An 8,577-nucleotide genomic window follows, 5' to 3' on the forward strand; every position below is an offset into this window, starting at 1 on the left:
TCGTCATCGGCGCCTCACCACCGAGGGCAGCGTGAAGTGCGCGGTCTCGCGGGTGATCGCGCGTTCCTCGACGGTGATCGGCCCGAGCGTGGACAGGTGGGCGAGGACGTCGCCGACCAGCCGCTCGGGCGCGGACGCGCCGGCCGACAGCCCGACCACCCGAGCGCCCGCCAGCCATTGGGCACGGATGTCCGTGGCGTCGTCGACGAGGTGGGCGGGTGTGCCCTGGCGGCGGGCGACCTCTGCCAGGCGCTGGGAGTTGGACGAGTTGTCCGAGCCGACGACAAGGACGAGGTCGGCCTCGCGGGCCACCGCGGCCAGCGCTTCCTGGCGGTTGGTCGTGGCGTAGCAGATGTCCTCGGAGGCGGGTCCCCGCAGGGCCGGGAAGCGGGCCCGGAGGGCGTCGATCGTCTCCGCGGTCTCGTCCACCGCCAGGGTTGTCTGGGTCACATACGACACACGGGCCGGGTTGTCGACCGCCAGCTGTTCGACGTCGGCGGGGCTTTCGACCACGACGATGTCCTGCGGGGCCTCCCCGAGGGTCCCCTCGACTTCCTCGTGGCCGGCGTGACCGATGAGGACGACGGTGTCGCCCCGGGTGGCGAACCGCTGGACCTCCGCGTGGACTTTGCTCACCAGGGGACAGGTGGCATCGACGACGTCCAGCTGCCGGCGCGCAGCCTCGGCCCGGACGGCGGGGGACACGCCGTGAGCTGATAACACCACCGTGGCCCTCTGGGGCACGGCGTCCAGCTCCTCGACGAAGACCGCGCCGCGGTCGCTCAGGTCTGCCACCACGTGACGGTTGTGGACGATCTGCCTGCGCACGTAGATGGGTGGCCTGCGCGTGTCCAGCAGGCGCTCGACGATTTCGATGGCCCGTTCGACGCCGGCGCAGCTCGCTCGGGGCGAGGCGAGCAGGACGGTGCGGGGCTCGCCGGACGTCCACGTTCGGGCAGCGCCGCCCGTGTCGGTCATGGGGTCCACCGCCCGCTGGCACCCGCCCCGCCGGCACCCGCCGCCGCTTCCCGACGCCCGGTCTCGACGTCTTCGAGGACCCCGAGGGCGTCGGGGATGAGGATGGCCGCTGAGAAGTACGCGCTGACGAGGTAGGAGATGATGCCCTTCTCGTCGATGCCCATGAACCGGGCGGACAGGCTGGGTTGGACTTCGTCGGGGATGCCGGTTTGGTGCAGGCCGACGACGCCCTGGTCGTCCTGCCCGACGCGCATGGCCATGATCGAGGTGGTGCCGGACTCGGTGAGGGGGATCTTGTTGCATGGCAGCAGCGGCACATCCCGCCAGGCGTGCACCGTCCGCCCGTGCAGTCGGACGGGTTGGGGGTAGATGCCGCGACGGTTGCACTCCTGCCCGAAGGCGGCGATGGCGCGTGGGTGGGCCAGGAAGTAGCGCGTCTTGCGGCGTCGGGACAGCAGCTCGTCGAGGTCGTCGGGGGTGGGCGGACCTGTCCGCGTGTGCAGCCGCTGGGAGAAGGCCACGTTGGGCAGCAGCCCGAAGTCGGCGTTGTTGACGATCTCATGCTCTTGGCGTTCCCGCAGGGCCTCGATGGTCAGGCGCAGCTGCTGCCCCGTCTGGTTCATCGGGTCGTTGAACAGGTCCGCCACCCGGGTGTGGATGCGCAGCACGGTCTGGGCGACCGACAGCTCGTACTCCCGTGGGTCGCGGTCGTAGTCCACGTAGGTCCCCGGCACCTGGTCCTCTTGGCGGTGGCCGGCGGCGAGTTCCACGTCGGCCTGGCCGTGCCGGTCGTGCGGGCGTCCTGGCCCGGCCCGGAACCGTTCGAGGTGCGCTTGCAGGGCCGGGGAGCCGGCGGCCACCTCGTCGAAGCGCTCCCGTGTCAGGACCAGTACCGTGGACCGGCTGGCTGCCCGGACGGTAAACGGCCAGCGCTGCGCGCCCAGGGTGTGGTAGCTGAAGTGGTCGCCGTCTCCCAGCACCGCGAGCACGAGGGCTTCGCCGTAGTGACCGGTGCCCAGCTTCTCGACCTTGCCGTGGGCGATGAGGCAGATCTCGTCGGCGGTCTGGCCGGCTTCCACGATGGTCTGTCCTGGTGCGAGGTCGCGCTGGACGAACCGCCCGGCGAGGGTGTCGAGCACCTCCTCGTCGGCGAAGTCCCGCAGCACGGCCAGTTCCCGCAGCTCCTGGGGAATGACCCGCGCATGCGCGCCCTCCTGCAGGAAGGTGATCCGCCCGTCGCCGACGGTGAGCACGAGCCGGCGGTTGACCCGGTAGGTGCCACCCGCGACCTGCACCCAGGGCAGGATGCGCAGCAGCCATCGCGGGGTGATCCCGCGCATCTGGGGCACTGTTTTGGTGGTGGTGGCCAGTTGCCGTGCCGCAGCGGTGCTGAGACTGCGCCGCGGCCGCCCGTCGTCGGTCGCCGCGCTGGCCCCTGTCGGGGTGACGTTTGCTGCCATCGCTCAGCGTTCGCCGGATGCGGGGTGGCCGGTCAGTCGTGCAGGCCGATCTGCACGTCCTCGAGGACCCCGAGGGCGTCGGGCACCAGGACCGCCGCGCTGTAGTAGATGGTGACGAGGTAGGAGATGATGCCCTTCTCGTCCATGCGCATGAAGCGCACGGACAGGCTCGGCTCGTACTCGTCGGGGATGCCGGCCTGGTGCAGGCCGACGACCCCTCGGTCGTCCTCGCCGACGCGCATGAGCATGACCGAGCTCGTTGCCCGGTCGGTGATCGGGATCTTGTTGCACGGCAGGAGAGGAATCCCCCGCCAGGCGGGCACCGTGTGGCCGTCCACCTCGACCGGGGTGGGATACAGCCCCCGCCGGTTGCACTCGCGGGCGAAGGCGGCGATGGTCCGGGGGTGGGCGAAGAAGAAGCCGGGGTTCTTCCACACCACTGACAGCAGCTCGTCGAAGTCGTCGGGGGTCGGCGGACCGGTGCGGCTGTGGACCCGCTGCGGGAAGGCGGCGTTGTGGAGAAGCCCGATCTCAGGGTTGTTGACCATCTCGTGCTCCTGGCGCTCCCGCAGCGCCTGTATGGTCAACCGCAGCTGCTGTTCGGTCTGGTTCATGGGGTCGTTGAACAGGTCAGCGACCCGGGTGTGGACCCGCAGCACGGTCTGGGCGACGGTGAGCTCGTACTCGCGCGGGGCCCGGTCGTAGTCGACGTAGGTACCGGGGACCTCGTCCTCCTGCCGGTGCGCGGAGGCCACCTCGACGCCGGCCTCGCCGAACTGGTTCTGGGGACGGTCCGGCCCTGACACGAACCGCTCGATCTGCGCTCGGAGGGTTGGCGCCTGGTCGGCCACCTCCTCGAAGGCCTGCTCGGAGAGCATCAGCACGATGCAGCGCGTCGCCGCCCGCGCCGTGAACGGCCAGGTGTCCTGCGTCCGGCGAACCCCGGGGTAGCTGATGTGGTCGCCGTCGGCGAGGACCTCCTGCACCGTGGGCTCGTCGTACTTGCCCGGTACCACCTTGTTGACCTTGCCGTGGACGATGAGGCAGATCTGGTCGGCCGATTGACCGGCCTCTAGGATCGCCTCGCCCGGTTCGAATTCCTGTTGGACGAAGCGCTCCGCCAGCGCAGCCAGAACCTCCTCGTCCTCGAAGTCCCTCAGCAGGGCCAGCTCACGAAGCTCGTGGGGAACGACCTGCGCCTGGCCGCCGTTCTGCAGGAAGGTGATCTGACCATCACCGACGGTGAAGACCAGCCGGCGGTTCACGCGGTAGATGCCGCCCGAGACCTGCACCCAGGGCAGAACCCGCAGGAGCCATCGCGACGTGATCCCCTGCATCTGGGGGACCGTCTTGGTCGTCGTTGTGAGCCTGCGGGCCGCCGTGGTGGCCAGGCTCATCTTCGGCTGGCCGTTCTGGGCGGCAAGGTCTTCCGCTGTCTGCGTCATCGCGCAACCCCTTGTCTCTCGTCGTGCCGCTGCAATGGCGACGCCTTTTCATCCAGGCCGAACGCGGCTGACTGCGATGCGTACGTGGCCGAGCCGCCCCCGCGGTAACGTGCTGCGTTCATCGCTCCCGCCCGACGCCGCAGACCTGGACGACAACTTCCCGGTCCCGCGGCCGGTCGAATTCGACGAGCATGATCCGCTGCCACGTCCCGAGCGTGAGGACCCCGTCGGCGACCGGGATGTACTCCGAGTTGCGCCCGGCGAGGATCTGGCGGAGATGGGCGTGAGCGTTCGGTAGTTCGTCGGGTTGCAGGTTCTCGGTGCGGATGTCCAGGTCGTCGTGGAGATAGCCGTTGCCCTCGGGCACGAGCCCGCGCAGCAGCCGCGAGGCGTCGACGAGCAGGCCGCTCTCCTTCTCGTTAAGAAGGACCGCGAAGGTGGTGTGCCGCGAGTAGATGAGGGCGTAGCCCTCCTCGACCGCGGACGTGAGGACGGCCTTTTCGACGTCGGCTGTCACATCGATGACGTCGAACTCACCCGACGTCTTCACCTGGAGCACGTCCCGGTAGACCCTCATGTGGCCGGCCCCCTCTTCTGCATGCACGCCCACGGCGGCGACGGTCCGGGGAACTGCCGGGGCCCTCCCACGGTCGGCGTAGGTGCCATGGGCACGGCCCTCACTCATGGCGACGCCCCGGCTGCGTGCCCTCGCTCGGATCCGTCGCGGCGGCGGGTGGGCCGAGCCCGCCTGCCACATGCCGCTGGATGAACCTCACGATGTCCTCGAAGGTCTTGACGTAGGACCGCTGCTCGTCGGGGAGGTGGGTGATGTGACCGCGCCAGACGAGGTGCGCCGCCTCCTCGACGGTCTCCTCGATCCAGATCCGGACGAGGAAGGTGTGGCTGGCCGGCTCCGCAACAGACACATTGCGCACTCCTACCGGGCATGGCGTCCCGGTTGCGTCCGCGCGAGCGTCTCGAACGCGTCTCAGGGCAGAAAAAAGAGCTGGCGTTCGCTGGGCTCGAGCACCTCCGCAGAACCGCTGCTCATCGCCCTGGCCTGTGCCGTCCGGGCGATGCACGTGTCAGCTGTGCCGCTCCCGGGTCGCGCGGATCGTCTGCTGGACCAGGTTCTCGGCTCGAAAGAGGGCCCGCAAAGCCTCGTGCAGCGCCGAGACGTTCCGGGGAGCCGGGTCAGCGGGCGGGCCGGACAAGGGCCCACCAGCGGTGGTTCCCGAAACGGGTGCGTCGCAGGGCGGATCTATCCCCCTGTCCGCGCGAATCTGCTCGTGAAGACGCACGGTGCGGTTGCCTGGGAGTACACCCAGCTCGTCCGCTAGCGCCTCACTGCACCGTTTGAACTGCCGCAGAGCCGCAGTGCGGTTCCCGGACAGGTAGTGGAGACGCATGAGCCGCCAGTGAGCGCGCTCGTGCGCCGGGTCTTGGCGCAGGAGTTCCTCGCCGTATGTGATGCCTTCTTCAGGTAGGCGCTGCGCCTCGTAGTAGCCGAGCAGCTTTTCCAGCAGCGCGATGTACAGGGCCTTCAGCCGCTCGCGCTCGTACACGCACCAGTCCAGGTAGCAGCCCTCCATCAGGTCGCCTCCATAGACGGACACGACCTGTTGGAGCCGCCGCGCCTGCTGGCCGGTGAGCTCCTCGCCAACCACGAGTCTGACGGGTGCGAACGCATCCTCGACCTCTGCGACGTCCAGCCACAGGTCAACGCACCGCACCGCGACCCAGTCGGTTTCCAGATCGAGGAGGGAGACGGCGTCGCCGGCGCAGCGATCCAGCGCCCGCAGGTGCCACAGGCTCTGGCGCAGGTACTTACGTGACTGAGCCGTGTCGCTTTCAGGCCACAGCTTGCCTGCCAGGACCTCCCGGTGGTGCGGCCGTTCCCGGAACAGCAGGACATAGCACAGCAGCTCCTTCGTACGCCGCCCTGGAAGCGTGTCGAATTTCTCCCGCCCCACCCGCACGTCGAGCTTGCCGAACAGACGGACGGTCCAGGGAGCGCGATCTGCCCGTGACGCCATGGCGGCTCCAGAAAGCGGAGGGTGGGGAAGGTGCCCCGTCCGCGAGCAGTAGGCTACACCCTTACGAGGCGGTATTGGAAGTTCACGTCTATTGTGCGGCTCCTGCCACGACCGCCGTGGTACAGCCCCTCCCGACAACGAGCGGAGCACCACGAGGAGGAACCCAGGGCCCCGTGTTGCCAGAGGAGGAGATCCGGCAAAGTGCGGGGACGCGGGGCGTCCGTGCTCGCCTCGAAGGGCGTGATCTTTAGGTTAGTGACGTGAATGGGCCACGCGTGCTTTGAGCAGCATGCCCGACGGTCGATACAGGGCTCGGGGGTGAGGCAGGCGCTGGGCGGCGTCATGGCGGGCCACCGCTTCGGCACTCACCGGCCGCAGAAGAGGACCGGATCCGGGGCCGCATCGGCACGATGAGCGAACCCACCGCCGACAAGCCCGTGTGATCACCGCATGGCGCCTATGTCTGGCCGTCTCGGGGCGTCCGTAGTAAAACGGCGCAAGCTACGCCAACCCATGCGCGGCCTTATGGGCCCGCTGAGGAGTGATGTTCGTGACGAACGACTCGCCCAGGAAGGGCGTGTCTGAGCCGCCCCTCTCGGGCCCCGTGCCGTCCGGTGACCACCCCTGCCTTTCCAAGTGCGATGTCGCTTAGGTCTGTGGCGGGCGGAAACGGCCAGGCAGCGGCGAAGCGCATGGTGGTGACGGCGGGGCCGAGGATGGCAGACCTGCCGCATCTGCGAGGGGCTACTGCCGATGTCAAACGTGCGGTCAGGGTTGTAGCCAGCGTCCTGCCATTCAAGGTGAATAACTACGTCGTCGAGGAGTTGATTGACTGGTCGCGGGTGCCCGACGACCCGATCTACCAGTTGACGTTTCCCCAAGCTGGCATGCTGGCCGGCGAGGACTTCGATCGGGTGGCCGCGACTTTGGATGGCGCCGAAGCGGGCCAGCGAACGCAAACCGTCGCCCACGGCGTCCGGTTGGCGTTGAACCCTCACCCCGGCGACCAGCTTGAGCGCAATCGGCCGCGTCTCGAGGGTGAGGTGGTCAATGGCCTGCAGCACAAGTACCGGGAGACGCTGCTGATCTTTCCCGCTGCCGGGCAGACGTGTCATACCTACTGCGGTTACTGCTTCCGGTGGGCGCAGTTCGTGGGGACGCTGGACCTTCGGCAGGGCTTGCGCAAACCGGACACCGCTGTCACGTACCTGCGGGAGCACCCGGAAGTCACCGACGTGCTGTACACGGGAGGAGATCCCCTGGTGATGGCGGCGCCGGTACTGCGCCGATTCGTGGATCCGCTGCTCGCCGGCGACTTGGAGCATGTGCGTAATATCAGGTTCGGGACGAAGGCGCTCTCATACTGGCCGTACCGTTTCACCTCAGACCGTGACGCGGGACAGATCCTGCGCCTGCTCGAAGATTGCGTGGCTGCTGGCCGCCACGTCGCGGTCATGGCGCATTTTTCACATCCGAGAGAGCTGGACACTCCCGTCGTCGCCGAAGCAATCCGCCTGGTCAGGAACACCGGCGCCGTGATCCGGGCGCAGGCACCTCTGGTCCGCCACGTCAACGACAAGGCCGCCATCTGGTCGACCATGTGGCGGGCGCTGGTGCGGCACGGGTGCATTCCGTACTACATGTTCGTCGAGCGCGACACTGGCGCCCGACGGTACTTCGAGGTGCCGTTGTCACGCGCCTTCGCCGTGTATCGGGATGGGATCGCCCAGGTATCAGGTCTGGAGCGCACGGCACGGGGGCCCGTGATGTCGACATCGCCAGGCAAGATCATCATCGACGGCATCGCCGACATCGCCGGAGAACGAGTTTTCGCGCTCCGGTTTCTGCAGGCACGAAACCCTGACTGGGTCGCTCGGCCCTTCTTCGCTCGCTACACCTCGAAGACCGTCTGGCTGGATGGGCTGCGGCCGGCATTCGGACAGGCTGAGTTCTTTCACGAGCGTGACCACGTACAGGACTGGCGCCAGACAGCCGCGTTGAACTGAGACCGGAGCCACTATGCCCACCAACTGTCGAACTCAGGCATCGGCGCCGCGCCAACCCAGGCGGAGCTGTACTGTACTCTCCTACTGCAACTGGCTATTCCACGTGCTGAGCTAGGCCGCCAAGCAAAGCGCATGAATGCGTGCCGGGATAATCCGGCTACCTCGACCGCCGCACGGCGCCTAACTAACGCAACGCCGCTCGCATACCGTGATGCCTCAGGGCACTGGAATGGAACCGTCGGGTATCCCGACCGCGGTCAGGGTCGGCGGTTACCTGTCAACCTTCGCGGAGCCGCCGCTATCGGTACGCGGGCTGATGTGCACCGGTTGTGGCTGAAGGCGATCATCGGTCGATGCCATGGCCCCGACCGGGGTCAGTGCGGCTGTGACCATGACCGAGTTGGCGTTCGTGAAGTTGGGCGATCACCGTCTGCCAGGTGGTAACGGTCGCGAAGTCACGGGGGTCGGCACGCGCGAAGATCGCCAGCACCTTGTTCGCGCCCAGCTCGCGGCAGGTCCAGCGCGGGCCCGTACCTGGTGTCGACCGGCTCCAAGGCGCGATAGTCCATGGCCAGGTCCACCTCGGACTGCTCCCGGCCGTCCGAGACGCTCAAGCGCACGAACGACGGCTCGGAGCGCTCCTGCTGGACCA

The 8,577-nt window shown here is 68.1% G+C and carries 8 protein-coding genes; 1 reads left to right on the top strand and 7 read right to left on the bottom strand.

All coding sequences use genetic code 11. The features are described from left to right. Positions 1 to 3: 3 nt before the first annotated feature. The 6 genes from ispH to VM324_10155 form a co-directional block, all read right to left on the bottom strand. Entirely contained in the window at positions 4 to 978 is a 975-nt protein-coding gene (gene ispH, locus VM324_10130) for a 4-hydroxy-3-methylbut-2-enyl diphosphate reductase (protein ID HVL99635.1), read from the bottom strand. Continuing rightward, on the bottom strand, positions 975 to 2,438 hold the full coding sequence (locus VM324_10135; protein ID HVL99636.1) for a family 2B encapsulin nanocompartment shell protein: 1,464 nt from the start codon (positions 2,436 to 2,438) through the stop codon (positions 975 to 977). Before VM324_10135 ends, ispH begins: the two co-directional genes overlap by 4 nt. Positions 2,439 to 2,470: 32 nt before the next feature. Then, the gene (locus VM324_10140; GenBank protein ID HVL99637.1) at positions 2,471 to 3,883 is read right to left on the bottom strand and encodes a family 2B encapsulin nanocompartment shell protein; all 1,413 of its coding nucleotides are present in this window, start codon (positions 3,881 to 3,883) and stop codon (positions 2,471 to 2,473) included. Between the two features lie 118 nt (positions 3,884 to 4,001). Beyond that, entirely contained in the window at positions 4,002 to 4,460 is a 459-nt protein-coding gene (locus VM324_10145; GenBank protein ID HVL99638.1) for a secondary thiamine-phosphate synthase enzyme YjbQ, read from the bottom strand. A 100-nt stretch (positions 4,461 to 4,560) separates the two neighbouring features. Next, positions 4,561 to 4,809 (bottom strand): hypothetical protein, encoded by a 249-nt coding sequence (locus VM324_10150; protein HVL99639.1) that lies wholly within the window; start codon positions 4,807 to 4,809, stop codon positions 4,561 to 4,563. A gap of 159 nt (positions 4,810 to 4,968) precedes the next feature. Continuing rightward, positions 4,969 to 5,919, bottom strand: a complete 951-nt coding sequence (locus VM324_10155) for a BTAD domain-containing putative transcriptional regulator (GenBank protein ID HVL99640.1) — start codon at positions 5,917 to 5,919, stop codon at positions 4,969 to 4,971. Positions 5,920 to 6,575: 656 nt separating this feature from the next. Here VM324_10155 and VM324_10160 point away from each other — a divergent pair. Beyond that, positions 6,576 to 7,925, top strand: coding sequence for a hypothetical protein (locus VM324_10160; protein HVL99641.1), 1,350 nt, complete (start codon positions 6,576 to 6,578; stop codon positions 7,923 to 7,925). Between the two features lie 455 nt (positions 7,926 to 8,380). Here the strand turns inward: VM324_10160 and VM324_10165 are convergent. Then, positions 8,381 to 8,577: hypothetical protein (locus tag VM324_10165; GenBank protein ID HVL99642.1), on the bottom strand; the 197-nt coding region annotated here is incomplete at its 5' end.

The sequence above is a fragment of the Egibacteraceae bacterium genome (assembly GCA_035540635.1).
GTDB lineage: Bacteria > Actinomycetota > Nitriliruptoria > Euzebyales > Egibacteraceae > DATLGH01.

Bases quoted from the DNA above. Each gene is read 5' to 3' on its own strand.
- ispH (HVL99635.1), bottom strand. From the start codon at position 978: ATGACCGACACGGGCGGCGCTGCCCGAACGTGGACGTCCGGCGAGCCC.
- VM324_10135 (HVL99636.1), bottom strand. From the start codon at position 2,438: ATGGCAGCAAACGTCACCCCGACAGGGGCCAGCGCGGCGACCGACGAC.
- VM324_10140 (HVL99637.1), bottom strand. From the start codon at position 3,883: ATGACGCAGACAGCGGAAGACCTTGCCGCCCAGAACGGCCAGCCGAAG.
- VM324_10145 (HVL99638.1), bottom strand. From the start codon at position 4,460: ATGAGGGTCTACCGGGACGTGCTCCAGGTGAAGACGTCGGGTGAGTTC.
- VM324_10155 (HVL99640.1), bottom strand. From the start codon at position 5,919: ATGGCGTCACGGGCAGATCGCGCTCCCTGGACCGTCCGTCTGTTCGGC.